This window comes from Pseudomonas sp. S3_B08, assembly GCF_054667725.1.
Genome location: NZ_CP162750.1, coordinates 3,201,863 through 3,227,429 on the forward strand (window position 1 = coordinate 3,201,863; position 25,567 = coordinate 3,227,429).

At 60.0% G+C, this 25,567-nt stretch carries 22 protein-coding genes; 7 read left to right on the forward strand and 15 right to left on the reverse strand.

Features of this window, described 5'->3' with window-relative positions; all coding sequences use genetic code 11:
• Positions 1 to 15: 15 nt before the first annotated feature.
• Both AB4N73_RS14495 and ttcA read right to left on the reverse strand, forming a co-directional pair.
• Positions 16 to 690, reverse strand: coding sequence for a DNA-3-methyladenine glycosylase I (locus AB4N73_RS14495; protein ID WP_016773632.1), 675 nt, complete (start codon positions 688 to 690; stop codon positions 16 to 18).
• Positions 691 to 824: 134 nt separating this feature from the next.
• Positions 825 to 1,649: a tRNA 2-thiocytidine(32) synthetase TtcA gene (gene ttcA / locus AB4N73_RS14500; protein WP_024013975.1), complete on the reverse strand. Its 825-nt coding sequence runs from the start codon at positions 1,647 to 1,649 to the stop codon at positions 825 to 827.
• Between the two features lie 427 nt (positions 1,650 to 2,076).
• Between ttcA and AB4N73_RS14505 the strand changes: the two genes are divergently transcribed.
• On the forward strand, positions 2,077 to 2,679 hold the full coding sequence (locus AB4N73_RS14505; protein WP_016773629.1) for a Yip1 family protein: 603 nt from the start codon (positions 2,077 to 2,079) through the stop codon (positions 2,677 to 2,679).
• 148 nt (positions 2,680 to 2,827) lie between these two features.
• On the forward strand, positions 2,828 to 3,322 hold the full coding sequence (locus AB4N73_RS14510) for a SprT family zinc-dependent metalloprotease (protein WP_024013976.1): 495 nt from the start codon (positions 2,828 to 2,830) through the stop codon (positions 3,320 to 3,322).
• Positions 3,323 to 3,429: 107 nt separating this feature from the next.
• Here the strand turns inward: AB4N73_RS14510 and AB4N73_RS14515 are convergent, their stop codons facing one another.
• Together AB4N73_RS14515 and AB4N73_RS14520 are read right to left on the reverse strand one after the other, a co-directional pair.
• Complete coding sequence (locus AB4N73_RS14515; RefSeq protein WP_460142232.1) at positions 3,430 to 4,611, reverse strand: CaiB/BaiF CoA transferase family protein; 1,182 nt, start codon at positions 4,609 to 4,611, stop codon at positions 3,430 to 3,432.
• Between the two features lie 145 nt (positions 4,612 to 4,756).
• On the reverse strand, positions 4,757 to 6,091 hold the full coding sequence (locus AB4N73_RS14520) for a dicarboxylate/amino acid:cation symporter (protein WP_122707473.1): 1,335 nt from the start codon (positions 6,089 to 6,091) through the stop codon (positions 4,757 to 4,759).
• 346 nt (positions 6,092 to 6,437) lie between these two features.
• On the opposite strand from AB4N73_RS14520, the gene AB4N73_RS14525 reads away from it, so the two are divergent.
• Positions 6,438 to 7,436, forward strand: coding sequence for an AraC family transcriptional regulator (locus tag AB4N73_RS14525; RefSeq protein ID WP_150637573.1), 999 nt, complete (start codon positions 6,438 to 6,440; stop codon positions 7,434 to 7,436).
• 204 nt (positions 7,437 to 7,640) lie between these two features.
• On the opposite strand, the gene AB4N73_RS14530 is transcribed toward AB4N73_RS14525, so the two are convergent.
• From AB4N73_RS14530 to AB4N73_RS14540, 3 genes are all read right to left on the reverse strand, one after another.
• Positions 7,641 to 8,987 (reverse strand): ATP-binding protein, encoded by a 1,347-nt coding sequence (locus AB4N73_RS14530; protein ID WP_150743501.1) that lies wholly within the window; start codon positions 8,985 to 8,987, stop codon positions 7,641 to 7,643.
• Positions 8,984 to 9,661 carry a response regulator transcription factor gene (locus AB4N73_RS14535; RefSeq protein WP_016773623.1) on the reverse strand — a complete coding sequence of 226 codons (678 nt, stop codon included), beginning with the start codon at positions 9,659 to 9,661 and terminating at the stop codon, positions 8,984 to 8,986. Before AB4N73_RS14535 ends, AB4N73_RS14530 begins: the two co-directional genes overlap by 4 nt.
• Positions 9,662 to 9,809: 148 nt before the next feature.
• Positions 9,810 to 10,415, reverse strand: a complete 606-nt coding sequence (locus AB4N73_RS14540; protein WP_041479569.1) for a membrane protein — start codon at positions 10,413 to 10,415, stop codon at positions 9,810 to 9,812.
• A gap of 143 nt (positions 10,416 to 10,558) precedes the next feature.
• Here AB4N73_RS14540 and AB4N73_RS14545 point away from each other — a divergent pair, with 143 nt between their 5' ends.
• Complete coding sequence (locus AB4N73_RS14545; RefSeq protein ID WP_460142234.1) at positions 10,559 to 11,350, forward strand: dienelactone hydrolase family protein; 792 nt, start codon at positions 10,559 to 10,561, stop codon at positions 11,348 to 11,350.
• A gap of 151 nt (positions 11,351 to 11,501) precedes the next feature.
• Positions 11,502 to 12,227, forward strand: coding sequence for a 4'-phosphopantetheinyl transferase family protein (locus tag AB4N73_RS14550; RefSeq protein WP_460142235.1), 726 nt, complete (start codon positions 11,502 to 11,504; stop codon positions 12,225 to 12,227).
• A gap of 107 nt (positions 12,228 to 12,334) precedes the next feature.
• On the opposite strand, the gene AB4N73_RS14555 is transcribed toward AB4N73_RS14550, so the two are convergent.
• Both AB4N73_RS14555 and AB4N73_RS14560 read right to left on the reverse strand, forming a co-directional pair.
• Positions 12,335 to 13,945 carry an ATP-binding protein gene (locus AB4N73_RS14555; protein WP_041479566.1) on the reverse strand — a complete coding sequence of 537 codons (1,611 nt, stop codon included), beginning with the start codon at positions 13,943 to 13,945 and terminating at the stop codon, positions 12,335 to 12,337.
• Positions 13,942 to 14,664 carry a response regulator gene (locus AB4N73_RS14560; RefSeq protein WP_056788095.1) on the reverse strand — a complete coding sequence of 241 codons (723 nt, stop codon included), beginning with the start codon at positions 14,662 to 14,664 and terminating at the stop codon, positions 13,942 to 13,944. The genes AB4N73_RS14555 and AB4N73_RS14560 overlap by 4 nt, the downstream gene beginning before the upstream one ends.
• Positions 14,665 to 15,523: 859 nt before the next feature.
• Between AB4N73_RS14560 and AB4N73_RS14565 the strand changes: the two genes are divergently transcribed.
• On the forward strand, positions 15,524 to 18,418 hold the full coding sequence (locus AB4N73_RS14565) for a ribonucleoside-diphosphate reductase subunit alpha (RefSeq protein ID WP_024013986.1): 2,895 nt from the start codon (positions 15,524 to 15,526) through the stop codon (positions 18,416 to 18,418).
• Between the two features lie 1,035 nt (positions 18,419 to 19,453).
• Here AB4N73_RS14565 and flgE read toward each other — a convergent pair.
• The 6 genes from flgE to AB4N73_RS14595 form a co-directional block, all read right to left on the reverse strand.
• Positions 19,454 to 20,788, reverse strand: a complete 1,335-nt coding sequence (gene flgE, locus AB4N73_RS14570; RefSeq protein WP_041479563.1) for a flagellar hook protein FlgE — start codon at positions 20,786 to 20,788, stop codon at positions 19,454 to 19,456.
• A 31-nt stretch (positions 20,789 to 20,819) separates the two neighbouring features.
• Complete coding sequence (gene flgD / locus AB4N73_RS14575) at positions 20,820 to 21,548, reverse strand: flagellar hook assembly protein FlgD (protein WP_016773615.1); 729 nt, start codon at positions 21,546 to 21,548, stop codon at positions 20,820 to 20,822.
• Between the two features lie 15 nt (positions 21,549 to 21,563).
• Positions 21,564 to 22,007 (reverse strand): flagellar basal body rod protein FlgC, encoded by a 444-nt coding sequence (flgC, locus tag AB4N73_RS14580; RefSeq protein ID WP_016773614.1) that lies wholly within the window; start codon positions 22,005 to 22,007, stop codon positions 21,564 to 21,566.
• 3 nt (positions 22,008 to 22,010) lie between these two features.
• On the reverse strand, positions 22,011 to 22,421 hold the full coding sequence (flgB, locus tag AB4N73_RS14585; RefSeq protein WP_016773613.1) for a flagellar basal body rod protein FlgB: 411 nt from the start codon (positions 22,419 to 22,421) through the stop codon (positions 22,011 to 22,013).
• A gap of 370 nt (positions 22,422 to 22,791) precedes the next feature.
• Entirely contained in the window at positions 22,792 to 23,619 is an 828-nt protein-coding gene (gene cheR, locus AB4N73_RS14590) for a protein-glutamate O-methyltransferase CheR (protein ID WP_016773612.1), read from the reverse strand.
• 46 nt (positions 23,620 to 23,665) lie between these two features.
• Positions 23,666 to 24,598 carry a chemotaxis protein CheV gene (locus AB4N73_RS14595; protein ID WP_016773611.1) on the reverse strand — a complete coding sequence of 311 codons (933 nt, stop codon included), beginning with the start codon at positions 24,596 to 24,598 and terminating at the stop codon, positions 23,666 to 23,668.
• An 82-nt stretch (positions 24,599 to 24,680) separates the two neighbouring features.
• On the opposite strand from AB4N73_RS14595, the gene flgA reads away from it, so the two are divergent.
• Positions 24,681 to 25,442, forward strand: coding sequence for a flagellar basal body P-ring formation chaperone FlgA (gene flgA / locus AB4N73_RS14600; protein ID WP_460142236.1), 762 nt, complete (start codon positions 24,681 to 24,683; stop codon positions 25,440 to 25,442).
• Positions 25,443 to 25,567 lie beyond the last annotated feature (125 nt).

Sequence of the window (25,567 nt, forward strand, 5' to 3'; positions counted from 1 at the left end):
TGCAGCGACGCGGTTTTAATGGTTGACGGTATAGGCGAGCATCATCGAAATCTGGCTCATCGGCCGTCCGCCACTCTGCTCATGCCACTGGTTGAACGCGTTCTGCACCGTCGCCAGATCGCGCTGGCTGGTCGGCACTTTGTCGACGATCTTCTGCGCATTAAGCGCCGCGACCACGTCGTAGCTCGGCACGAACGTGTCCTTGCCGACCATGCGCAAAAAGCGTGGCGCCGACAGCCCGCCAAGTTGGTGGCCGTGCTTTTTCAGGTACGTCCACAGGCCGACGATATCGGTCACTGGCCAGTCGGCGATCAGCGCGCCGAAGCTGCCCTTGTCCTTTTCCACATCGAGAATGAACTGCGCATTGCGCGGCACACTTTTCAGCTTGCCCAGATGGCGGATGATCCGCGCATCCTGCATCAGCCGCTCAAGGTGCTCGGCGCTCATCAGCACAACTTTTTCCGGATCAAACTTGAAGAACACTTCTTCGAACGCCGGCCACTTGGCGTCGACCAGGCTGTGCTTGAGCCCGGCGCGAAAAACCCGCAAGGCCATGGTCGAGAGATAGCGGTCATCGCGGATCTTGCGCAGTTGTGCGGGGGTCTTGGGAACGGGCAGATGGGCTTCCAGTTCAGCCGCCGAACCGAAGCGGTTCAGACAGTATTCGTGCAGCCACTTGTAATCGCGCATGCCCTCTCCTATTGAATGAAGCGAAGAAACCAATGTGGGAGCGAGCCTGCTCGCGAAGAGGGAGTCTCAGTCAACCAATCAGTTGAATGACACACCGCTTTCGCGAGCAGGCTCGCTCCCACATTTGAAGGTGTTTACAGATTGACGACGTTAACGAAGCGCGAAGCTGCAGTCTCGTCGATCTTCAGGCTGGTGAAGTCGAACAGGTTGCGGTCGGCCAGTTGCGACGGCACCACGTTCTGCAGGCTGCGGAAAATCGATTCGGTACGGCCCGGGGTCTTGCGATCCCAGTCCTGGAGCATTTCCTTGACCACCTGGCGCTGCAGGTTTTCCTGCGAGCCGCAGAGGTTGCACGGGATGATCGGGAATTGCTTCAAGTCCGAGTAGGCCTGAATGTCCTTCTCGTTGCAGTAAGCCAGCGGGCGAATCACCACGTTGCGGCCATCGTCGGCGCGCAGCTTCGGCGGCATCGCTTTGAGGGTGCCGTTGAAGAACATGTTGAGGAAGAACGTTTCGACGATGTCGTCGCGGTGATGACCGAGGGCCATTTTCGTCGCGCCGATTTCGTCAGCGAAGGTGTACAGGGTGCCGCGACGCAGGCGCGAGCACAGCGAGCAGGTGGTCTTGCCTTCCGGCACCAGTTCCTTGACCACCGAGTAAGTGTCCTTCTCGACGATGTGATACTCGATGCCCAGTTCTTTCAGGTAGGCCGGCAGCACGTGCTCGGGAAAGCCCGGCTGTTTCTGGTCCATGTTCACCGCGACGATGTCGAACTTGATCGGTGCAACCTTCTGCAGGTGCATCAGCACGTCGAGCATGGTGTAGCTGTCCTTGCCCCCGGACAGGCAGACCATGACCTTGTCGCCGTCTTCGATCATGTTGAAATCGGCGACCGCTTCGCCGGCCAGGCGGCGCAGGCGCTTTTGCAGTTTGTTCTGGTTGACCGTAAGAGTGCCCATGACGCGAAATCCGTGAGGTGTGACGAAAGGCCGGCATTTTACGCAAAAACCCTGGTAGCGCGAAGCATCTGTGGCGAGGGGATTTATCCCCGCTGGGTTGCGAAGCAGCCCCAAAACCTGGGAACTCGTAATGCCTGACACTGCGCGCTGAATGGGCTGGCGACTGCTGCGCAGCCGAACGGGGATAAATCCCCTCGCCACAAAAAGTGTTTCAACCCCAAAAATGCCTTCCCGCGCAAGACCCCGAGGCGATTATCCATCCCGTTTACAGCGCGATTTGCTCTAAGCCCGGCATACCGGTGCGCTGGACTCCTTTCTATACTGCGACATAAGGTCGCACACATCTGAAGACCTGTATTTGCTCGGCCATCTTGGCCCGTAGGCGCTCCGTTGGGGGGCGATGGCAATGACAAGAGGAGTGAATGGCATGATCCATCACGTAGTGGGACTGTTTACCCACCCCGATCAGGAATGGAAGGAGATCCGTGGCGACCAAGAGGAAAGCATCAGCCACATGTACCTGACGCACACGCTGATTCTAGCGGCGATCCCCGCTGTTTCGGCGTTCATCGGCACGACCCAGGTCGGCTGGGTGATCGGCAACCGCGCGCCGGTGATGCTCACGTTCGAAAGCGCCTTGTGGATGACCATCATGTCGTACCTGGCGATGCTCGGCGGGGTCGCGGTGATGGGCGCCTTCGTGCACTGGATGGCGCGCACCTATGACGCCAATCCAAGCCTGGCCCGTTGCGTGGCATTCGCCACTTACACGGCGACACCGTTGTTCGTCGGCGGTCTGGCGGCGCTGTATCCGCACATGTGGCTGGGGATGATCGTCGGTACGGCGGCCATCTGCTACACGGTCTATCTTTTGTATGTCGGCTTGCCGACGTTCATGAACATCCCTTCGGATGAAGGCTTTCTGTTTTCCAGCTCGGTGCTCGCGGTTGGGCTGGTGGTGCTGGTGGCGATCATGGCGTTCACCGTGATTGTCTGGGGCCTGGGTGTCGGCCCGGTCTATACCAACTGACCTGTTTCCTCCCTGAGAAAAACAACATCTGCCAATACAGGCCGCCGCAAGGCGGCCTTCTCGTTGGGGCGACGACCATTCGGCAGGTCGACGATTCGCAAGTCGCCGGGGTTACGGCATACTCGGCGTCTCTGGAGATCCATCAAGCATGCCCGAGCAACTCAATACCCGCGTCGAAGATTGTTACCAACTCGCTGAATCCTTTTTCAAACGTTCCTTCAAACGCCCCGTGGTCAGCCTCAAGCTGCGCGGGCAGAAAGCCGGTGTCGCGCATCTGCACGAGAACCTGCTGCGCTTCAACCCGCAGCTGTACCGGGAAAACACCGAACACTTCCTCAAGCAGACCGTGGCCCACGAAGTCGCCCACCTGATCGCTCATCAACTGTTCGGCGACCGCATCCAGCCCCATGGCGAGGAGTGGCAACTGATCATGCGCGGCGTCTACGAACTGCCGCCGGATCGCTGCCACACCTATGAAATCAAGCGGCGCAGCGTGACCCGCTATATCTACAAATGCCCGTGCCCCGACAGTGATTTCCCGTTTACCGCCCAGCGTCATGGCCTGGTGCGGCAAGGGCGGCGGTATTTATGCCGGCGTTGCCGCAGTACGCTGGTGTTCAGTGGTGAAATGCGGGTGGAATGACAGTTTTGTAGAGTATCGGCGGGCCCCTTCGCGAGCAGGCTCGCTCCCACAGGGGAATGCATTTCAATGTGGGAGCGAGCCTGCTCGCGAAGGCGGCGGCATGAGCGCTACAGAATCACCCTGGCCGAACGCAACTCGGTGATCCGCTCAGCACTCAACCCTAACTCCCCCAACACCTCATCCGTATGCTGCCCCAACCCCGCACCAACATGCCTTGGCGCCGGCAACGCCTCGGAGAATTTCAACGGACAGGCCATCTGCGCCTGCGTCGTGCCATCGCCGCGCGGCACCTGGGTCACCAGCTCCCGCGCCTGTAACTGCGGATGGCGCAACGCCTCGCCCAGACTCAGTACCGGCTCGACACAGGCATCGACCCCGGCGAACAATTCACACAGTTCTGCAAAATCGTGCCGCTCGAATTCGATGCGCAACGCCTCTTTCAAGGCTTGTTGTTGCTCGGGCCTGGGCGATAACCCTTGCGCCGCCAGCTCCGGCCGGCCCAGTGCCGTGCACAATTGCTGCATGAACGCTGGCTCCAGACTGCCCACCGACATCCAGCGCCCATCCCGGGTGCGGTAATAGTCATAGAAACTGCCGCCGTTGAGCATCTGATCTTCGCGGCCCGGTTCCGCGCCGCAGGCCAGATAGCCAGCGCCGGCCATGGCGTTCAGGCTGAACGCGCAGTCGGTCATGCTCACATCCAGATGGGTGCCCTGCCCGGTTTGCTGACGGGCAATCACCGCTGCCAGCAAGCCGATCACGCCGTGTAGCGAGCCGCCCGCCACGTCTGCCACCTGCATGCCCAGCGGCAACGGCCCGCTGTCGGCGCGACCGGTGTAGCTAGCCAGCCCGGCCAGCGCCAGATAGTTGATGTCATGCCCGGCGCGCTCCTTGTACGGCCCGGTCTGGCCGTAACCGCTGATCGACACATAAATCAGCTTTGGATTGATCGCTTTCAACGCTTCATAACCTAGGCCCAGGCGCTCCATCACCCCGGGGCGAAACTGCTCGAGGACGATGTCGTACTCGCCCAGCAGTTGCTTGATGATCTGCAGCGCTTCGGGCTGTTTCAGGTCCAGCGCCAGACTGCGCTTGTTGCGGTTCAGATAAGCGTGGCTGGCCGAGACCCCGCCATCATGCGGCGGCAGCACCCGCAGCAGATCCATACGCGTCGGCGATTCGATGCGCAGCACCTCGGCGCCCATGTCCGCCAGCAGCAACGAGGCGAATGGCCCCGGCAGCAAGGTCGAGAAATCGAGAATCTTCAGTGAGGCCAGCGGTGCAGACATGGGCGAACTCCTTGGGCGATGTACTCAGCCTAGGCAGCCATCGCCGATGCGGCAATCACCGCAAATGTCAGCAGGTGTGACCGTTGCGCTCAAATTCCGGGCAAGAAAAAACCCGCCGGAGCGGGTTTTTCTGTGCAAGCGATGCTTACTTCACATTGCTCGGGGTTGGGCCTTCAGCCACACCCAGGTCGTCTTCTTCACGCTCATCGGAGATACCGCGACCGCCGGAAGCCAGCTCGGTCTGCAGTTGATCGGTGTCCAGCTCCTTGACCCACTTGGCCACGACGATGGTCGCTACAGCGTTACCGACCAGATTGGTCAGCGCGCGGGCTTCAGACATGAAACGGTCGATACCGAGGATCAGCGCCAGACCGGCAACCGGCAGGTGACCTACGGCCGACAGCGTCGCGGCCAGAACGATGAAGCCCGAACCGGTCACACCTGCCGCGCCTTTGGAGGACAGCAGCAGCACCAGCAGCAGAGTGATCTGGTGGGTGATGTCCATGTGCGTATCAGTCGCCTGAGCGATGAACACGGCGGCCATGGTCAGGTAGATCGAAGTACCGTCGAGGTTGAACGAGTAACCGGTCGGGATCACCAGACCCACGACGGATTTCTTCGCGCCCAGACGCTCCATCTTGATCAGCATGCGTGGCAGTGCCGATTCCGACGAGGACGTACCCAGTACGATCAACAGCTCTTCACGGATGTAACGCACCAGTTTGAACACGCTGAAACCGTGAGCACGGCAGATCGCACCCAGCACCAGCACGACGAACAGGACGCAGGTGATGTAGAAGCAGATCATCAACTGGCCCAGTTGCACCAGCGAGCCGACACCGTAGGCACCGATGGTGAACGCCATGGCACCGAACGCACCCAGTGGCGCCAGTTTCATGATCATGTTGATGATGTTGAACATCACGTGGGCGAAGCGATCGATCATGTCCAGCAGCGGACGGCCGTACGAGCCGAGGCGATGCAGGGCGTAGCCGAAGATCACCGAGAACATCAGCACTTGCAGGATGTCACCGGTGGCGAACGCGCCGACGATGGTGTTCGGGATCACATTGAGGAGGAAACCGACAATGCTCTGGTCTTTACTGGCCGTCACGTAGGTGGCGATTTTCGAGGCGTCCAGGGTGGTGACGTCGATGTGCATGCCGGCGCCCGGTTGCACAACGTTGACCACGATCAGACCGATCAGCAGGGCAATGGTCGAAACGATTTCGAAGTACAGCAGCGCGTAGCCGCCGGTCTTGCCTACCGATTTCATGTTCTGCATGCCGGCGATGCCGCTGACAACAGTACAGAAGATGATCGGGGCGATGACCATTTTGATCAGCTTGATGAAGCCGTCACCCAGTGGCTTGAGGGCCACACCGGTCTGCGGATAGAAGTGACCAAGCAGGATGCCGATGGCGATGGCAACGATCACCTGGAAATACAGGGATTTGTACAGTGGCTGACGAGTCGTCATTGCAGGTTTCCTCAAGCGTCCAGCGGCAACATCCATCTGTCGAGCGCCGAACCTTAATTGCGAACCCTCCTGCACTGGAGGGATTTGTTGTTGGAACGGCATTTTTCCCGGTCGGAGAATGCACGCTTCTGTGGCTTGTATCGCAAACGTCGTGCCAGATTGGTGCGAATGGCAGCAAGCCTTTTGATATCAGGGCCTGCGGGAGTTCCCTGTCACCAATCAGCGACTTGAGGCATGGCGGATTTCCGCCAACTGAGCGTTCAGCGTCCTGCAATTTGGCGGAAATCCGCCTTGTGGCGTTGCCGGCCCGCCATTACGATCGGTGCCTGAACAAGGATTGCCGCTTATGCGCGAACGCACCATCGCCAGCCATTTCGCCCGTGCCGCCCTTGGCGGTGCGCGCCGGCGCGGCCTGGATTATTCAGGCCTGTTACAGCAACTGGGGATCAGCCCGGAGTTGCTCGACGAGCCCCGCGCGCGGATTGCCCCTGAGCAGTTCACCCGGCTGATTCAAGGGCTGTGGCTGGCGCTGGACGACGAATACCTGGGTTTCGGTAACGCCCCGAGCAAGCCCGGCAGCTTCGCCATGATGTGCCACGCCTCGATTCACTGCCGCAACCTGGAGAAGGCTCTGCAACGTGGCTTGTTGTTTTACAGCCTGTTCCCCGACGCCCCACGCCTGACCCTGCGTCGCGAAGACGAATGGGTGCGTTTGAGCCTGGACGACGCGCAGTGGTGGGACCCGGATCATTTTCTCAGCGAGAGTCTGTTGGTGATCTGGCACCGCCTCGGCAGTTGGCTGATCGGCCAGCGCATTCGCCTCGAGCAGGCAACCTTCAGCTATTCGCGCCCCGAGCACGGCAGCGAATACGACCTGCTGTTCCCCTGCCCGCTGACCTTTGATGCCGAGCAGAGCAGTCTGCTGTTTCACAGTCGCTATCTGGCCATGCCGCTGTTGCAGGACGAACGCACGCTCAAGCATTTTCTCGAACGCTCCCCCGCCGACCTGCTCTCGCGCCCGGACGACGGCGACAGCCTGAGCAGCCGCCTGCGCCGCTTGCTCAGTCGCGACGCTGCGAGTTGGCCGGATCTGGAAGCCGTCGCCGCGCATCTGCATATCAGCCCGCAAACCTTGCGCCGGCATTTGCGCGAGGAAGGCACCAGTTTTCAGGAACTCAAGGATCAGCTGCGGCGGGATATCGCCATCTATCATCTGGGCCGGGCGGAGCTGTCGTTGCAACAGATTGCCGAGCAGCTCGGGTTCTCTGAGCCTTCGGCGTTTCATCGGGCGTTCAAGAAATGGACGGGGCTGACACCGGGGGCTTATCGGGCGCAGGAGCAATGAGGCGCTAAATCAAAAGCCCCTCACCCTAACCCTCTCCCGGAGGGAGAGGGGACTGATTGGGGGATGCTTGAGAAATACGCCGACCTGCAAGCTCTCTATTGAATCCATATTCGCTGCAAATCGCTCAGGTCGATAATTTTCCAAAGACACTTCGGTCAGTCCCCTCTACCTCTGGGAGAGGGTTAGGGTGAGGGCAGCTCGCAATCACACCGCAGGAAAATCAATCCTGAACGCCGCCCCGCCCATCGGTGAATCACCCAAGGCCAAACGGGCGTTGTAGCTTTCGATGATGTCCTTGACCACCGCCAGCCCGATGCCCTGCCCCGGATGCTGGGCATCCAGGCGTTCGCCGCGTTCGAGAATCCGCGCGCGCTGATCGAGTGGCACACCCGGCCCATCGTCCTCGACGCACAATTCGATCCCGGCCAAGGACTCGCGCACGCTGACCCGCACTTCGCCGAGGCACAGGCGATAGGCGTTTTCCAGCAGGTTGCCGAGCATTTCCAGCAAGGCGCCCTGCTCGATCGGCACGTAGCAGTGCTCCGGCAGATCAAAGGTGACGCGTACGTGTTTGTCGCGGTAGACCTTGTCCAGCGTGTCGCAAAGGCTTTTGAGCACCGGTTGCAGGCGCACCTGATGGCGCACCAGGCCGCTTTTGCGCAGGCTGGCCCGTTGCAGTTGGTAGCTGATCTGCTGGCTCATGCGTTCGATCTGACTTTGCAGAACCCAGGCCTGGTCGCGGTCTTCGGGGCGCTGGGCCATGTCTTCGCTGACGCCTTGCAGCACCGCCAACGGGGTTTTCAGGCTGTGGGCGAGGTCGTCGAGGGAGTCGCGGTAGCGGCTGCGTTGCTGGCGTTCGCTGAGCAGCAAGCGGTTGAGCGAGCCGGTCAGGCGCAGCAGTTCACGCGGGTGTTTTTCCGTCAGGCTTTCGCGGGTGCCGCCTTCGATTTCGTCGAGTTCCTGGCTCAAACGGCGCAAGGCCTTGAGGCCCCAGGTCAGGCCGATCCATAGCAGCGCCAGCAATACCAGCAACGCCGCACCGAAGCCCAGATAGAGATTTTCGCGCAGGCCTTCGAGGGTGGTTTCGTATTCACGCACCGGTTGCAGAGCGACGATGCTGAATGCCGCGCTTTTGCCGCCGAGCAATTTGACTTCGACGTCGTAGACGAAGAACTCCTGACCGCTGGCTTCACGAATCCGCGCGAACTCATTGCCGAGACCGTCGTAGCGCGGTTTGTAGTTGATCTGCTCTTCCTGGGTGGCTTTCGAGCGCCACACCAGTTTGCCGTCGCGGTCGTAGATATAGCCGAGCAAACGGAAGTCGGTGAGGTTGAAGCGTTCGTCCGGCAATTGCGACGGCATCACCAGCCGACCGTTTTCCACCCGGGCGGCGGAGATCAATGTGGTGACATCGGAGGCCAGACGTTGCTCGATCGAGTCCTGCAAGGCAAGGCTGAAGGCACCCTGCATCGCCGGCAGCAAGGCAAGCATGAACAACACCGCCAACGTGGTGGCGGCGAGCATCAAGCGTACGCGAAGGGAACGGATCAAGTGCAGCGCTCATTGAACAGGTAGCCGAGGCCGCGCACGGTGTCGATCGGCTTGAACCCGGCCGGGCCTTCGAGCTTGCGGCGCAGACGGCCGACCAGCACTTCGATGACATTCGGATCGCGCTCGTCATCGTCCGGATAGAGCTGCTCCATCAAGCGATCCTTGGGCACCACCTGCTGATGGTGGCGCATGAGGTATTCGAGGATGCGGTATTCGTAAGCGGTCAGCGCCAGCGGTTGTTCATCGAGGCTGGCCTGTTTGCGATTGAGGTCGAGCAGCAACGGCCCGGCGACGATGGTCGACTGGGTGAAGCCGCTGGAGCGCCGCAGCAATGCGTTCAGGCGCGCATCGAGTTCTTCGAACTGGAACGGCTTGACCACGTAATCGTCGGCACCGGCGGCGAGCCCTTCGACCTTGTCCTGCCAGTTGCCGCGCGCGGTGAGGATCAGGATCGGGAAGGTCTTGCCGCCCGAGCGCAACTGGCGGATCAGGTCGAGGCCGCCCATGCCCGGCAGGCCGAGATCAATCACCGCCAGATCGAAGTTGTACTGGCCGGTCTGGTACAGCGCCTCCTCGGCATTGGCCACGGACTCGACCACATGACCGCTCTCCGTCAGACGGGTTTGCAGGTGATGACGCAACAGCGCCTCGTCTTCGACGACCAACAGTTTCATGCCTTTCTCCCTATCACTTGAACTCTCCAGGCAACTACCTGTGGGAGCGAGCCTGCTCGCGAATACGGTGGATCAGCCAAGCAAGTGTCGGCCGATACACCCCTTTCGCGAGCAGGCTCGCTCCCACACTTCAAACTGCGACAACCGCTTAGAAATAGTAGTTGGCCGACAGGTAGGTCTGCGCGCTGCTGGTCAAGTCCAGCGAGCCCTGTTTGCTGCCGCCGCTTTCTTTCATTTCGGTGCTGGCGTTGCTGCGAAGGTAACGGTAACCGAGTTCCACCGAGGTGTTCTGCGAAACTTGCTGCAACACACCGACCTGGCCACCGATGGCGTAACCGATGTCGCTGTCACGGCTGAAGCCGGGCGAATCCTGCGTCAGTTTGGTCAGACCGGCCGTGGCGCCACCGAACAATTTGGTGCTGCCGCCTACTGGATAGAACAGGTCATAGCTGCCGAGCAGATTTTCCTGGCGCAGTTTAACGCCATTGTGCGAGCCGGAAACGTTGTCATAGGTGGCGTAGTAGCGGCCCTGGCTGTTTTGCTGACCGAGGCGCATGCCGTAGGTGTTGTTGCCGTCGATGGCCCCGGTGACGTTGGGGTTGCCGAGGTTGTTGTTGAGCGCGTGGGACTTGTCGATCTTGTCGCTGGTCTGGCCGAATGTCAGGCCGGCGAAGTTGCTGGTGTCGTCGGCATTCGCCGCGATGCTGGAGCCTAACAGGGTAAAAGCCAGCAGCAATTTGTTTAAACGAGTCATGGGTATTTCCTCTTTCACAGTGCTGTTTGGGTATGGCGCAAGGTTACTGAGCCGCCCCTGTACGGCCCCTGAACCGTCTCTGAACCTGACCTGAACCAGATCGACTAGGCTGTTCTGACCACTTTCAATAAGGACACCCGACCATGCGCCTGTTCCTCGCCCTCACTTTGCTGGCAGTCAGCAGCCTTACCCAGGCTGCGATCAAGACTGAAGAAATCCCCTACCAAAGCGCCGACGGCAGCCAACTGATCGGCTACTACGCCTATGACGACGCGATCAAAGGCCCACGCCCCGGCGTTGTCGTGGTCCACGAATGGTGGGGGCTGAACGATTACGCCAAGCGCCGCGCGCGGGATCTCGCCGAACTCGGCTACAGCGCGCTGGCCATCGACATGTATGGCGAAGGCAAGAACACCGAGCACCCGAAAGACGCCATGGCCTTCATGCAGGCAGCGACCAAGGACGCCGATGCCGCCAGTAAACGCTTCGCCGCCGGGCTCGATCTGTTGAAGAAGCAAAAGCAGACCGACCCGAACAAAATCGCCGCCATCGGCTATTGCTTCGGTGGCGCCGTGGTGCTCAATGCCGCGCGTCAGGGTGTGCCGCTGGCCGGTGTGGTGAGTTTCCACGGAGCGCTGGCGACCAAGACCCCGGCGACTCCGGGCAGCGTCAAGGCGAAAATCCTCGTCGAGCATGGGGCGCTGGACAGCATGGTCACTCAGGACAATGTCACCGCGTTCAAGGCAGAAATGGACAAGGCCGGGGCGGACTACAAGTTCGTCAGTCTGGATGGCGCCAAGCATGGTTTCAGCAATCCGGATGCCGATCGTTTGAGCCATGGCGAGCATGGCGGGCCGGACATTGGTTACAACAAGGCGGCGGATGAGAAGTCGTGGGCGGATATGCAGGCGTTCTTCAAGAAGATTTTCGGTTGAGTCAGTAACGCCGAGGCGCGGCTTTCGCGAGCAGGCTCGCTCCCACACTGGATATCTGTCGCGCAGAAGATCCCCTGTGGGAGCGAGCCTGCTCGCGAAGGCTTCACCGCCGATCTCGACCTCGCCCCGACTAACCGGCAAAATGCCCGCCATGCATACCACCCCCGCCCTGCCCGCCTGCTGCACTGCGCTCGACAGCCACTGGCCGTTGCCGACGGTCCTGGCCGATACCGTGCTGCTCAGTACTCACTTCGACCCGGCCCGACTGCTTGGCGATGACTTCCAGCGCAGCGCTGTGCTGGCGCCGCCGGGCATTCAGCGCTCGGTGGCCAAGCGTCAGGCCGAGTTTCTCGCTGGACGCATCTGCGCCCGGGCCGCGCTGCAACAACTCGAAGGTCTGTATATCGTCCCGCCGATCGGCGAAGACCGCGCCCCGGTGTGGCCGGCGCACATTTGCGGTTCGATCACCCACAGCACTGGCCGTGCGGCGGCGATTGTCGCCAACAAACAGCACTGGCGCGGCTTGGGCATGGATCTGGAAAACCTGTTGAGCCACGAGCGCGCCGAACGTCTGGCCGGGGAAATTCTCACCCCGGCGGAAATGCAGCGCATGGCGGCAGGCTCGCAGGAGCAACTGGCGCTGCGGGTGACCCTGACGTTTTCGGTGAAAGAGAGTTTGTTCAAGGCGCTGTACCCGATCGTGCAGCAGCGCTTTTATTTCGAGCATGCCGAAGTGCTGGAATGGACTGAGGCGGGACAGGTCAGGCTGCGGTTGTTGACGGATCTGTCCAGCGAATGGCGCAACGGATCGGAGCTGGAGGCGCAGTTCGGAGTGCAGGATGGGCAGTTGTTGAGCCTGGTCAGTATTCAAGCCTGAGGATTTGCATTGTCTGTTATGGCGCCTTCGCGAGCAGGCTCGCTCCCACAGGGGATTGCATTTCAAATGTGGGAGCGAGCCTGCTCGCGAAGGCGGTATACCGAATCTCAGCGGCGCTCCTGATTCCTCGGCCAACTCAGACTGAAACACGCCCCACCCAGGCTCTTGCTCTTGCCAATGATCGCGCGGCCGTCGTGCCAGTGAATGATCCGCCGCACAATCGACAACCCCAGACCATGCCCGCCCGACGCCCGCGTGCGGCTATCGTCGAGGCGCAGAAACGGCGTGAAGATCCGCTCCCACGCCACCTCCGGCACGCCCGGCCCGTCGTCCTCGACGTCGATCCGGCAGCGCAACTGGCCGACCTGATAACTCACCGTCACCTGCGAATGCGCATGGCGCATCGCGTTGCCCACCAGATTCTGCAGCGCTCGGTGCAGATAACGCGGTTCGGCCTCGACCCAGGCGCCGTCATTGTCGGCAGATGAAAGACACAAACCGCGCTGCACCGTGACCTCGGCGCGCAGCGGCGCCAATTCTGCGATTACCTGATTGACCAGCGCATCCAGATCGATGCGCTGGAAGGTCAGCGCCGGCGAACCCTGCTCCAACCGCGCATAGGTGAGCATTTCATCGACCAGTTTATCGAGGTCTTCTATGTCGTGATCCATGCCTTCGCGGTATTTCTCCAGTGCCTGCGGGGTGGTAGCCGTGCCGATCATTTCCAGCCCGAAACGCAGCCGTGCCACTGGGGTACGCAGTTCATGAGACACCGCGCGCACCAGTTCACGCTGGATCGCCAGCAACTGTTGCAAGTGCTCAGCCATGCCATTGAACGCCGACGCAAGCCGCCCGACAGAGTCAGCGCCGCGCGCCGGCACACGGGTTTCCAGGCTGCCCTTGGCAATGCGCGTGGCCGCTGCTTCGAGACCGCGCAAACGCCGCTCAAGCTGACGCACCAGCAGATAAACGATGAGACCGATCAGCGTCAGACCGAGCGCGGCAATCAATACCAGCCATTCCGGCGGGTAAGGATTCATCTGATACAGCGGGCCGATTTCCAGCACCCACGGCGTGCCGACCATGCCGGCAAACACGCGGATCGAATCGCCGCCCTTGCCCAGCGCCATCACCGTGTCGCCCTCGGCCACGCGACGACTCTGGTCTTCGTCCATGTCGGCGTCATTTACCGTGACCAGACGCAGATCGAAGCCGAAGCCCTTTTCCTGCTTTATCTGCGCCAGACGCTTGGGCTGTTCGCCGACCGGTACCCGCACCAGCTCATCGGCCAGCAAATAGATGGTCGCCCGGGCCAGTTGCTCGCTGATCTGCTGCACCTCTCCTACCAATACAAGCTGCTCTTTTTCGCTGATCAGCCGATAGACCTTGGCCGCATGTGGCCCGGTCTGCTCGACCAGCGCCTGACCGCGCAACACACGGGTGCGCTGGGCCAGATCGAGGTCGGTTTCAGAGAACTTCTTCAGCGTCAGCGGAATACCGAGCAGCCGCTCCCACACCAGCAACGCGCGATGGCGTTCGGTCTGGTTCATCGGCTGCAGGTTGTCGGCCATCAGCGAGAAGGTGCCGTGGGCCAGGCGTTCGCGATATTGCTCGCTGCGCACCTGATTGAGCAGGTTCAGCGCCAGCACGCCGAGCACCGCCACCAGAATCAGCGCGGCGCACATGCCGCCGTAGATGCGCAGGAAGATCGAATTCACAGCGCCAGGTCTGCGCAGGCCTCAGGGACGAACAGGTAGCCTTTGCTGCGAATGGTCTTGATCAGGCGCGGATGATCGGGGTCGTCGCCGATTTTCGGGCGGATGCGCGAGATGCGCACGTCGATCGAGCGATCCTGGCCGTCGTAGCCGATGCCGCGCAGGGCAGTGAAGATTTCTTCGCGCGAAAGAATCCGCCCGGCGTTGGAGACCAGCAGCCAGAGCAGGTCGAACTCGGCGCTGGTCAACTCGATGCCGTTGTCGCTCAGCCAGGCTTCGCGCAACGCGTTGTCGACCACCAGCGGACCGAATTGCAGGCGACGGGATTTTTCCGCGACCGGCTCGGGTGTGTCACTGCGTCGCAGCAACGCCTGGATGCGCGCCAGCAACAAGCGCGGGCGCACCGGTTTGCACACGTAATCGTCGGCACCGAGGTCAAGGCCGTGGATCTGATCGGCGTCGTCGGTGCGCGCGGTGAGCATCAGGATCGGCCCGTCGTACTGGCTGCGCACCTTGCGGCAGATGCTCAGGCCATCTTCGCCGGGCAGCATCAGATCGAGGATCACCAGATCCGGCTGCTCCTTGATGATCCGCGCCGCCGCCAGCGCACCGTTGCCTTCGATCTCGACGCGCAGGCCATTGGCTTGCAGGTAATCGCGGGTGAGCTCGGCCAGTCGCTGGTCATCCTCGACGATCAATACCTGCCAGGTTTGTTGCTCCACCGGTGACCTCTGCTTGCTGTTTTTATTAAAAGAAGAAAGACAATCGCCTGACACGGACAAAACCTGTGGGAGCGAGCCTGCTCGCGAAAGCGTCTGTTGCTTCAACCTGAATGCTCAGTGGTCAACCGATTCGCGAGCAGGCTCGCTCCCACAATCCTGCGTGTATCTCCCGATCATCTGTCATGTTTCAGGAGGATAAAAATGCTCATGCGCCCAGCGATTGTATAAACGCCGATCACCCGGAAAACAAGTCGGTAAATGCGTTCGGACAAGGCGGAATTCTGTGATAGGGTTCGCGCCCTTAAAAAACCGCTGAAGCGTTTTTCCAGGCAAAAAAACAGTGACAAACGGTCTGGCTCAGCAGGTTCGCGGCCTACACGCGTTTTCCCTGTTTCTTACACAAATTACGCACAGGCTTATCCACAGGTAGTACGTTGCAATCCCCCCCTGAAACGCATTATCTTGTAGCACGGCGAAAACGGAGACCCTACATATAGGGTTTTCACCTAAAACGCCCAACCACATTTCAGACCTGAAACTCAAGTGCTTTATGGCCGGTTTCCGGTAGAACAAGCGAGTTTTTTCAAGCCCAAACCGCACTGGCGGATGGCACCGTTTTATTTGGTCCGAAACGGACAAAACGGTATGGGTGTTGCAGTCATGACTGCCACCCGCGAAGGAATCCGGTGGCGAGCTTCGGCTCGTAACCAAAACTTCGGCAAGGATGCGGCGTTGCAGCCTTTTTCCTACTGTTCCGAAGTTTGTAATGCCGACGCCCGTCGGTTGCAGTGCTTCGGTACAGAACGGTGAGCACCATGACGGTGCCAAACAAACATAGAGAATGTGGAGACCACCCCCCATGCAAACCGACACAACTCGCGAGAACCCGCAGGGCACCTTGCCGCAGGCCGCCGATTCGACTTCGGATCTGGCAGCCACCGCGCCTGGCCAGCTGCGCGTGATCAAGCGTAATGGCACTGTCGTTCCTTACACCGATGACAAGATCACCGTCGCTATCACCAAAGCGTTCCTCGCAGTTGAGGGCGGCACCGCTGCCGCTTCGTCGCGAATCCACGACACCGTTGCGCGCCTGACCGAACAGGTCACTGCGACCTTCAAGCGTCGCATGCCATCGGGCGGCACCATCCACATCGAAGAAATCCAGGACCAGGTCGAACTGGCCCTGATGCGTGCCGGCGAGCAGAAAGTCGCTCGCGACTACGTGATCTACCGTGACGGCCGTTCGAAAGAACGCGCTGCCCACGCCCCGGCCGAAGCTGCGGTCAACGCTCACCCGTCGATCCGCATCACCCGCGCCGACGGCAGCCTCGCGCCACTGGACATGGGCCGCCTGAACACCATCGTTACCGAAGCCTGCGAAGGCCTGGAAGAAGTCGACGGCGACCTGATCCAGCGCGAAACCCTGAAGAACCTGTACGACGGCGTGGCCCTGACCGACGTCAACACCGCCCTGGTGATGACCGCCCGTACTCTGGTCGAGCGCGAGCCGAACTACTCGTTCGTCACCGCCCGCCTGCTGATGGACACCCTGCGTGCCGAAGGCCTGAACTTCCTCGAAGTCGCCGAAAGCGCCACCCATCACGAAATGGCCGACCTGTACGCCAAGGCACTGCCGGCCTACATCGCCAAAGGTATCGAGTTCGAACTGCTGAACCCTGTGCTGGCTACCTTCGACCTGGAAAAACTGGGCAAGGCGATCAACCACGAGCGCGATCAGCAATTCACCTACCTGGGCCTGCAGACCCTGTACGACCGCTACTTCATCCACAAGGATGGCGTGCGTTTCGAACTGCCGCAGATCTTCTTCATGCGCGTGGCCATGGGCCTTGCGATCGAAGAGAAGCAGAAAGAAGACCGTGCGATCGAGTTCTACAACCTGCTGTCCTCGTTCGACTACATGGCTTCGACCCCGACCCTGTTCAACGCCGGTACCCTGCGTCCACAGCTGTCGAGCTGCTACCTGACCACCGTGCCGGATGACCTGTCGGGCATCTATCACGCGATCCACGACAACGCCATGCTGTCGAAATTTGCCGGCGGTCTGGGCAACGACTGGACGCCGGTGCGTGCGCTGGGTTCGTACATCAAGGGCACCAACGGCAAGTCGCAAGGCGTTGTGCCGTTCCTCAAAGTGGTGAACGACACCGCTGTGGCCGTGAACCAGGGTGGCAAGCGCAAAGGCGCGGTGTGTGCCTACCTGGAAACCTGGCACATGGACATCGAAGAGTTCATCGAGCTGCGCAAGAACACCGGTGACGATCGTCGTCGTACCCACGACATGAACACCGCCAACTGGATCCCTGACCTGTTCATGAAGCGTGTCTTCGATGACGGCAAGTGGACCCTGTTCTCGCCATCCGAAGTACCGGACCTGCACGACCTGACCGGTAAAGCGTTCGAAGAGCGCTACGAGTACTACGAAGCGCTGACCGAGTACCCGGGCAAGGTCAAGCTGTTCAAGACCATCCAGGCCAAAGACCTGTGGCGCAAGATGCTGTCCATGCTGTTCGAAACCGGCCACCCATGGCTGACTTTCAAGGACCCGTGCAACCTGCGCAGCCCGCAGCAGCATGTCGGCGTGGTCCACAGCTCGAACCTGTGCACCGAGATCACCTTGAACACCAACAAGGACGAAATCGCCGTTTGCAACCTGGGCTCGATCAACCTGCCGAACCACATCGTCGACGGCAAGCTCGATACCGCCAAGCTGCAACGCACCGTGAACACCGCCGTGCGCATGCTCGATAACGTGATCGACATCAACTACTACTCGGTGCCGCAAGCGAAGAACTCCAACTTCCGCCACCGCCCGGTCGGTCTGGGCATCATGGGCTTCCAGGACGCTCTGTACCTGCAGCACATCGCCTACGGCTCCGACGCGGCCGTCGAGTTCGCCGACAAGTCGATGGAAGCGGTCAGCTACTACGCGATCCAGGCTTCCTGCGACCTGGCCGACGAGCGCGGCGCCTACGAGACGTTCAACGGTTCGCTGTGGTCCAAGGGCATCCTGCCGCTGGATTCGCAACAGATCCTGATCGAACAGCGCGGCGAGAAGTACATCGATGTCGACCTGAAGGAAACCCTTGACTGGGCACCGGTTCGCGCCCGTGTACAGAAAGGCATCCGTAACTCGAACATCATGGCCATCGCACCGACCGCGACCATCGCCAACATCACTGGCGTTTCGCAGTCGATCGAACCGACCTACCAGAACCTGTACGTGAAATCGAACCTGTCGGGCGAATTCACCGTGATCAACCCGTACCTGGTTCGCGACCTGAAGGCTCGCGGTCTGTGGGACTCGGTGATGATCAACGACCTGAAGTACTACGACGGTTCGGTGCAGCAGATCGAGCGCATTCCGCAAGAACTCAAAGAGCTCTATGCGACCGCGTTCGAAGTGGACACCAAGTGGATCGTTGACGCCGCCAGCCGTCGTCAGAAGTGGATCGACCAAGCCCAGTCGCTGAACCTGTACATCGCCGGCGCATCGGGCAAGAAGCTTGACGTGACCTACCGCATGGCCTGGTACCGTGGTCTGAAAACCACTTACTACCTCCGTGCCCTGGCCGCGACCAGCACCGAGAAGTCGACCATCAACACCGGCAAGCTGAACGCTGTTTCCAGCGGCGGCAACCACGGCGACGATTCGGTCCTGGCCGCTCCGGCAGGTCCGGCGCCAGTGCCAAAGGCTTGCGCGATCGACGAGCCGGATTGCGAAGCTTGCCAATAAGCTGAGCTGAGATCAGGCGTTGCGAGACGCCTGGGATCTCGAGACAAAAGAAAACCCCCGACAGACTTCTGGTTTGTCGGGGGTTTTGTTTTTTGGCGGCCTTGGCGGCCTCTGGGCCGACCAGGCTCTTGGGGTTTTGGGTGAATATCCGTTGCTGCGGTAACGGCTTCTTATGGTTTCGCTCTTACAGCGAGTCACCTTTTTCAGACGCCAAAAAGGTAACCCAAAAGGCTTTGCCCCGGCGTACGGCCCGCTCGCTGGGGCTCGGGGTACCTTCGTTACGGGACCGATCCGGGCGCAGCGGCTCCGGTTGGCTTCGCTGCACCTACACTCGCTGTGTACGACTGCGTCGTACGGTCGCTGCGCTCCCACCCCCGGATCGATCCCGTAACGAAGCCTGCCGAAGGGGCAAAAGATCAAAAGCCGGATCAAAAGCCAGAGCAAAAGCAAAAGCAAAAGCAAAAGCAAAAGCAAAAGCCAGATCAAAAGATCGCAGCCTTCGGCAGCTCCTACAGTTGGATTGGGTACCACTTCAAGAACAGGTCGGCTGACATGCCGCCTTCGCGAGCAAGCTCGCTCCCACAAAAAGGCAAAAGCAGCGCAGCTGCCCGCGGCGAAGCCGCCCCACTCAACAATGAGCGCAAGCTCGAGTGCTCTTGATCTTGATCCACCGGCGACGTCGGAAGGCTGAGCGGAGGGATTGATCCGGGCGTGGGAGCGCAGCGACCGTCTGGCGCAGCCAGACACAGCGGAAGGAGGTGCAGCGAAGCAAACCGGAGCCGCTGCGACCGGATCGATCCCGCAGCGAAGGAACCCGAGCCTGCGAGGGCCGAACGCAGGAGCTAGCGTTTTTTGCTTACTTTTTTAGGCGCTTGTAAAAAAGTAAGTCGCCGTCAGGCGAAACCGCCAGCAGCCGCTACCGAAGCAACGGATATTCACCCAAAACCCAACAGCCTGGTCGGCCCAAAGGCCGCCACGACCAAAAAAAAAGCCCCTCAAAACCGAGGGGCCCAAAAAACCAGTCAGAAACCCGAATCAGGTCATCTGAATAATGGTCTGCATAATCGTGCTCTGCGTCGAAATAGTCTTGGCGTTCGCCTGATAGTTGCTCTGACCCTTGATCAGATCAACCAGCTCATTGGTCAGGTTAACGTTCGACTCTTCCAGCGAGTTGGACACCACCTCACCCAACGTACCGGTCTTCGGCGCGTCGTAGCCCGGAATACCCGAAGCGAACGTCTCTTTCCAGCTAGTGCCACCGACAGCCTGCAAGCCCTGTTCGTTGGTGAAGCTGGCCAGTGCAACCTGACCAATCGCCTTGCTCTGGTTGTTGCTGAAGTTGGCGAACAGCGTACCGGTGCCGTCGATGGTCAGGTTAGTGATCTGGCCAGTGGCGTAACCATCCTGAGTCGGGATCGTACGCGAGGTATCAGCGTTGTACTGAGTGGTGTTGGCCATCGAGATGGTCACGCCATTCGGGTTCGCTGCCGCGCCGTTAGGCGTAAACACGCCATTGGTCACAGTGCCCGGCACCCAGCCGGTCATCTTCAGATCGCTGCTGATGATCGGGTTGGCTGGATCCGCCGGGTTAGGCGTGCTCACCTGAACCAGCTTGCCGGAGCTGTCGAACGACAATGTCGAGGCAACCGGCGCAGTGGTCACAGGGTTGCTGCCGGTAGCGTCCGGGTTACGGCCATCGACCAGGGTGTAAACCTTCCAGGTGTTCCCGCCAGTCTTGACCATGTACTGGTCCATGACGTGGGCGTTGCCCTGGGTGTCATAGATCGGTGTGCTGAAGGACTTGGTGTAAGTCTCAGGCTTCGACGGATCAAACTTGACGGCGCTGGCGCCGGTATCAACGATCACTGGCGAAGACGAATTGAGGTTGATGCTCGAGGTCACCGCAGAAGACGACTTCGGCGCCAGGTTCGAAGTGTCGATCTTCAGATCGGTCAACACGCCGTTGATGATCTTGCCGTTGGCATCCACACCGTAACCCTGCAGACGCGAGGTGTAGTCGGTGTTGGTGATGTAACCGGCGTTGTCGACCTTGAACGTACCGGCACGGGTGTACGAGATCGAGCCGTTGTTGCTCATGGTGAAGAAACCGGAACCGTTGATGCCCATGTCCAGCACGTTGCCAGTGTTGTTGATGTCACCCTGGGTGAACTGCTGGGAAACGTTGGCCAGGCGCACGCCGTTGCCGATCACTTTGCTGCCGCTGCCCAGACGAGTCGACGAATAGACGTCTTCGAATTCTGCGCGCGAGGATTTGAAACCGGCGGTGGCGACGTTGGCGATGTTGTTGCCGGTGACGTCGAGTTGTTTGTTGGCGGCATAGAGACCGCTAAGGCCGATGTTAAAAGACATGTTCCACTCCTTCGTGCCGGGTTAGTCGGCTCTATATACCAATGGTTTGTACTTTGGACAGGGCAACGGTGCCCTTGCCGGCCAGGTTGAGCATCAGCTCGCCACCGGTCTGGCTGATCGTCACGCTGTTGACGGTCGCTGGCAGGTAAGTCGCCAGGTCGGTCGCGGTGCCGTTGATCGGTGCGTTGGCCTTGAACGTGTAAGTGCCGACCGGAACCACGGTGCCGGCGGTGTCCTTGCCGTCCCAAGTGAAGCTGGCATCGCCGGCAGCGCGGCTGCCCAGGTCGATGGTGCGCACGGTCTTGCCGTCCTTGTCGGTGATGGTCACGGTGCCGCCAGCAATCGACGAAGGCACGGTGACCGAACCGGTCAGGCCTTTGCTCGGGTCATCGAGCTGGGCGGTGTTGGTCTGCACGATCACGTTGCGACCGACCAGCGACGACGCTTGCAGCGCCTGCGACGAGTTGTAGTTGCCGGCAAGGCCGCTGACGGTGGAGTTCAGCGTGGTGATGCCTTCAAGGCTGCTGAACTGCGCCAACTGCGCGACGAAAGCGCTGTTGTCCTGCGGGTCGAGCGGGTTCTGGTTTTTCAGCTGGGTGACCAGCAATTGCAGGAAAGCATCCTTGCCCAGCGCCTGGCCGCCGGTGGCACTGTTGGTCGCCGAAGCGATGCCGCCCGACGTCGTGCTGCTGGCCTTCTTCGACGAGTTGGCCAGGATGTCGTTCATGCTCAGGCTGCTGGTGGTATCCGTAACGCTCATGGCAGTCGCCCCTTATTACTGACCGAGGGTCAGTACCTTCTGCATCATGGTTTTGGCGGTGTTCATCATTTCCGCGTTGGTCTGGAACGAGCGGCTCGCGGAAATCATGTCAGCCATTTCTTCCACCACGTTGACGTTCGGGTAGTAGACGTAGCCCTTGGCGTCGGCAGCCGGATGGTTCGGCTCGTAGCGCGCTTCGAGGTTGCTCTGGTCTTCGACAACGCCGAGTACCTGCACGCCCTGCCCGGCCGCGTCCTGGTTCTGGAACAGCGAATTGCTGCCGCCGGCCTGGCCGCCCTGGAACATGGTGGCGAACACCGGATGACGGGCGCGGTAGGTCTGGTCGATGCTCGACGAAACGGTTTCGGCGTTGGCGATGTTCGAAGCCACGGTGTTCAGACGCGTGGTCTGCGCGCTCATGCCGCTGCCGGCAATGTTGAAAACGCTGGACAGGGACATGGATTATTCTCCGCGCAGGGCTGACACCAGCCCTTTGAATTTGCTGTTGAGCAAGGTGAAGCTGGCCTGGAAGCCGACGGCGTTTTCCGCGTAGTTCGACTGTTCCAGTTGAGCGTCAACGGTGTTCTGGTCGATCGAAGGCTGCATCGGCGTGCGATACATCAGCGACTCGTCGCCGTTGCCCAGCCCTTCAGCCTCGATGTGCCGGCTGTTGGTCATGTTCAGGGCAAAGTGGCCGCCGGTCTTGGTCTTCTCGGTCTGTGCTTCGAGCACTTTGGAGAAATCCAGATCCCGCGCTTTGTAGTTCGGGGTGTCGGCGTTGGCGATGTTGTTGGCCAGCACTTCGGCACGCTGGGCGCGGAAGCCCAATGCCTTTTCGTGAATGCCCAGCGCTTTGTCGAAGCTGATGCTCATGTCGGGAACCTTCAGGTGACCGGTTTTTCGTACTTGAGCTTTAGCAAGCGCCGTGCCAAATGAACAAAGCCCCGTATTCCGGGGCTTTGCACCGAACAGGCTAAGCGGCAATGCCAGAAAAGCGGCAACCGGTTACCGCCGGATGCCGCTTTTCTGCCGCTTGCCGTCCTTGCCAGGTCAGCGCAGATCCCTGTGGGAGCGAGCCTGCTCGCGAAGGCGGCGTGTCAGGCGCCAACTGTCTTATGGACAGACCGCTTTCGCGAGCAGGCTCGCTCCCACAGGGGGTTCGTGGTGTTCGTGGAAATAATTCGGGCATAAAAAAACGGCAGGCCTTTGCGGGCCTCCCGTTTTTTGTATCAGCGCAAACCGCTTATTTCGCCTTGTAAATAATCCCCGGGCTGCACTGAACCATCTGGTAATGATCCGGCAATCCGTTCAACGCTTCCGAAGCGCCAAGGAACAGGTACCCACCCGGCTTCAACGTGCTGTGAATGCGCAACAGGATGTCCTTCTTCACTTCGGCAGAGAAGTAGATCAGCACGTTGCGGCAGAACACGATGTCGAACTTGCCCAGCGCCGCATAGCTGTCGAGCAGGTTGAACGAGCGGAATTCCACCCGGCTCTTGATCGGCGCCTTGACCACCCAGCGCCCCGGCCCTTTCGGGTCGAAGTAGCGTTGCAGGCGTTCCGGCGACAGACCGCGACCGATCGCCAGGCTGTCGTACTCGCCGGTCTTGCAGTTGTTGAGCATCAGGCCCGACAGATCGGTGGCAACGATCTGCACACCCATCTTCAACTGACCCAGGTTGCTGCGCTCGAACTCGTCGATCGACATCGACAGCGAGTACGGTTCCTGTCCCGACGAGCAGGCCGCCGACCAGATCCGCAGACGCTGGTTGGGGCTGGCCTTGATCGCTTCCGGCAGTACCTTGTTCTTCAAGACTTCAAACGGATAGGTGTCGCGAAACCACAGGGTTTCGTTGGTCGTCATGGCATCGACCACCTGCTCGCGCAAACCGCTGCGCGGCTGGGTCTGGATGCGCTGTACCAGCTCACCCAGGGACTTGATGCCTTGCTGCTCCATCAGTTTGTTGAGACGGCTCGAGACCAGATACTGCTTGTTTTCACCGAGCAGAATGCCACAGGCTTTTTCCAGGAAGACCCGGAACTGTTCGAAATCCAAATTACCCGTAGACAATGATGCCGCCTCTTAAATCGTGTTGACCGCCAGGGGCAGAAGGCCCCTAGCTGATATCTGCTGCTTTGATCCGGTCGACTACCCGGGATGCGAGGTCATCAGGACGGAATTTGGCCAGAAAGTCATCAGCACCGACTTTCTTCACCATCGCCTGATTGAATACCCCCGACAACGAAGTATGCAGGATGATATGGAGCTTTTGCATGCGTGCGTCGCCGCGGATTTCCGCCGTCAGGGTGTACCCGTCCATCTCCGGCATCTCGATGTCGGAAATCATCATCAGGAACTCTTCTTCCGGCTTCTTGCCCTCGTCGACCAGCTTGCGCAGGTAATCCAGCGCCTGCTTGCCGTCGTTCAGCGCCACCACTTCGACACCGATGGTCTGCAGGCAACGCGTGACCTGCTTGCGCGCCACCGACGAGTCATCGACCGTCAGCACCCGCAGCGACAACGCCTTGGTCTGCGTCTCGACATCGACCACGCCCACCGAAATCGCTTCCGGCGTCGGCGCCACCTCGGCCAGCACCTTCTCGACGTCGATGATTTCGACCAACTGATTGTCGACCCGCGTCACAGCGGTCAGGTAGTGATCGCGACCGGTGCCCTTGGGTGGCGGATGGATCTCTTCCCAGTTCATGTTGACGATGCGCTCCACCGAGCGGACCAGGAAACCCTGGGTCTTGGTGTTGTACTCCGTGATGATCACGAACGGACTGTTCTTGTCTTTCAACGCACCGGAGCCCGTTGCCATTGCCAGATCCAGGATCGGAATGGTCGCTCCCCGTATATTCGCTACCCCGCACACGACAGGACTGGATTTGGGCATCAACGTCAGGGACGGGCATTGCAACACTTCCCGTACCTTGAACACGTTGATCCCATAGAGCTGCGGCCCGTCGAGACGGAACAACAGCAGCTCGAGGCGATTCTGCCCTACCAGTTGCGTGCGCTGGTTCACCGAATCCATTACACCAGCCATGCCCAGACTCCTACATCAACGCCAAGTGTTGTTGCGACGCACATTCATTGCTAAACGGCACGGCGCTTGCTTTTTAACTCGTATGAACGCTCAAACGACATTTTCCCGACGCCTGACATCCTCCCTTCGCAAAGGGCTTTGCGCGGTGTCCGCCGTTTGCTGCTTGCTTGCTGGCAGTCCTGCCCATGCAGATGCGGTTACCTTGCCTGATATGCTTATCGGCGTGACTCAGGGCTTTCTTGAATTCACCGTAGAAGACTATTTGGCTTCCAGTCAAACCGAAGGCCGCTACGAAATCGAAGTCAACCAGCTCGACCCGCGCATGCGCATGCCCATGTGCGACAAGGAATTGACAGCGACTCTGGAGAGCCCGGCACGCCCGCTGGGCCGCGTCACGGTGAAGGTTCGCTGCGAAGGCAGTTCGCCCTGGACGGTGTTCGTACCCGCTCAAGTCCGCCTGTTTCGCGAGATCGTGACGACCACTCGTCCGCTGAAACGCGCCGGCATTATCGAGCCGCAGGATGTGACCTTGCGCGAGCGCGACGTCAGCACGATCAACCAGGGTTTCCTGACCTCCGTCGACGAAGCGATCGGGCAGAAACTTACCCGACCAACGGTCGCCGATCAGGTCATAACTCTGGTGCATCTGGAACAGGCCGAAGTGGTCCGCAAGGGTGACCAGGTGGTGATCACTGCGCGCAGCGGCACCCTTGCCGTACGCATGCCGGGGGAAGCGCTCTCCAATGGCGGAATGAAAGAACAGATTCGAGTAAAAAACCTTAATTCTCAAAGAGTTATCAAGGCGCAGGTGATTGCGCCGGGACTGGTCGAAGTGGCCATGTAAAAGCCTCGTGGAGAAAACTGGCGCCGATCCCGTCGCTTCCCTAAACTGTGCCGCAGCAGGTCTCGCAACGGCGCATGCAAGCTTATGGTTGATTGGGCCTAAAGTTTTTCAGGGGATAGCCGAAA

Bases quoted from the DNA above. Each gene is read 5' to 3' on its own strand.
- AB4N73_RS14495 (WP_016773632.1), bottom strand. From the start codon at position 690: ATGCGCGATTACAAGTGGCTGCACGAATACTGTCTGAACCGCTTCGGT.
- ttcA (WP_024013975.1), bottom strand. From the start codon at position 1,649: ATGGGCACTCTTACGGTCAACCAGAACAAACTGCAAAAGCGCCTGCGC.
- AB4N73_RS14505 (WP_016773629.1), top strand. From the start codon at position 2,077: ATGATCCATCACGTAGTGGGACTGTTTACCCACCCCGATCAGGAATGG.
- AB4N73_RS14510 (WP_024013976.1), top strand. From the start codon at position 2,828: ATGCCCGAGCAACTCAATACCCGCGTCGAAGATTGTTACCAACTCGCT.
- AB4N73_RS14515 (WP_460142232.1), bottom strand. From the start codon at position 4,611: ATGTCTGCACCGCTGGCCTCACTGAAGATTCTCGATTTCTCGACCTTG.
- AB4N73_RS14520 (WP_122707473.1), bottom strand. From the start codon at position 6,091: ATGACGACTCGTCAGCCACTGTACAAATCCCTGTATTTCCAGGTGATC.
- AB4N73_RS14525 (WP_150637573.1), top strand. From the start codon at position 6,438: ATGCGCGAACGCACCATCGCCAGCCATTTCGCCCGTGCCGCCCTTGGC.
- AB4N73_RS14535 (WP_016773623.1), bottom strand. From the start codon at position 9,661: ATGAAACTGTTGGTCGTCGAAGACGAGGCGCTGTTGCGTCATCACCTG.
- AB4N73_RS14540 (WP_041479569.1), bottom strand. From the start codon at position 10,415: ATGACTCGTTTAAACAAATTGCTGCTGGCTTTTACCCTGTTAGGCTCC.
- AB4N73_RS14545 (WP_460142234.1), top strand. From the start codon at position 10,559: ATGCGCCTGTTCCTCGCCCTCACTTTGCTGGCAGTCAGCAGCCTTACC.
- AB4N73_RS14550 (WP_460142235.1), top strand. From the start codon at position 11,502: ATGCATACCACCCCCGCCCTGCCCGCCTGCTGCACTGCGCTCGACAGC.
- AB4N73_RS14565 (WP_024013986.1), top strand. From the start codon at position 15,524: ATGCAAACCGACACAACTCGCGAGAACCCGCAGGGCACCTTGCCGCAG.
- flgE (WP_041479563.1), bottom strand. From the start codon at position 20,788: ATGTCTTTTAACATCGGCCTTAGCGGTCTCTATGCCGCCAACAAACAA.
- flgD (WP_016773615.1), bottom strand. From the start codon at position 21,548: ATGAGCGTTACGGATACCACCAGCAGCCTGAGCATGAACGACATCCTG.
- flgC (WP_016773614.1), bottom strand. From the start codon at position 22,007: ATGTCCCTGTCCAGCGTTTTCAACATTGCCGGCAGCGGCATGAGCGCG.
- flgB (WP_016773613.1), bottom strand. From the start codon at position 22,421: ATGAGCATCAGCTTCGACAAAGCGCTGGGCATTCACGAAAAGGCATTG.
- AB4N73_RS14595 (WP_016773611.1), bottom strand. From the start codon at position 24,598: ATGGCTGGTGTAATGGATTCGGTGAACCAGCGCACGCAACTGGTAGGG.
- flgA (WP_460142236.1), top strand. From the start codon at position 24,681: ATGAACGCTCAAACGACATTTTCCCGACGCCTGACATCCTCCCTTCGC.